Genomic DNA, 336 nt, shown 5'->3' on the forward strand with positions numbered 1-336 from the left:
GCAGGTCGAAGCCATGGAGATGATCCGGGTTCATGCACAACATGGCGGTTTCTCGGTGATCGTGGGTCATCCCGGCGTCGGTAAGTCTGTCATTCGTGAGCATCTGGAGCAGTTGGGTAAGGAGCGTGATACGGTGGTGGCCTCTTTTAGCCAGACCATGCATACGTATCAGCCTATCTTGAAGCAATTGGCGGAGTCGTTGCAGGTGAATGCAGCGATGAAGGATATCGAGAAGGAATTGATACTGGCGGCTTACCGTCATGTGCAATCGCAAAAAACGCTGTATATCGTGATCGATGAGGCGCATTTGCTGGATGTGGGCATTTTACGTAAATT

1 protein-coding gene is annotated in these 336 nt (G+C 50.9%); it reads left to right on the forward strand.

Annotated features, from left to right (window positions below; all coding sequences use genetic code 11):
- Nucleotides 1-336, forward strand: a 336-nt coding sequence (locus ACO0LC_RS29250) for an AAA family ATPase (RefSeq protein WP_423009789.1), incomplete at both ends; no start/stop codon positions are given.

Source organism: Undibacterium sp. JH2W (genome assembly GCF_049340425.1).
Taxonomy (GTDB): domain Bacteria; phylum Pseudomonadota; class Gammaproteobacteria; order Burkholderiales; family Burkholderiaceae_D; genus Undibacterium.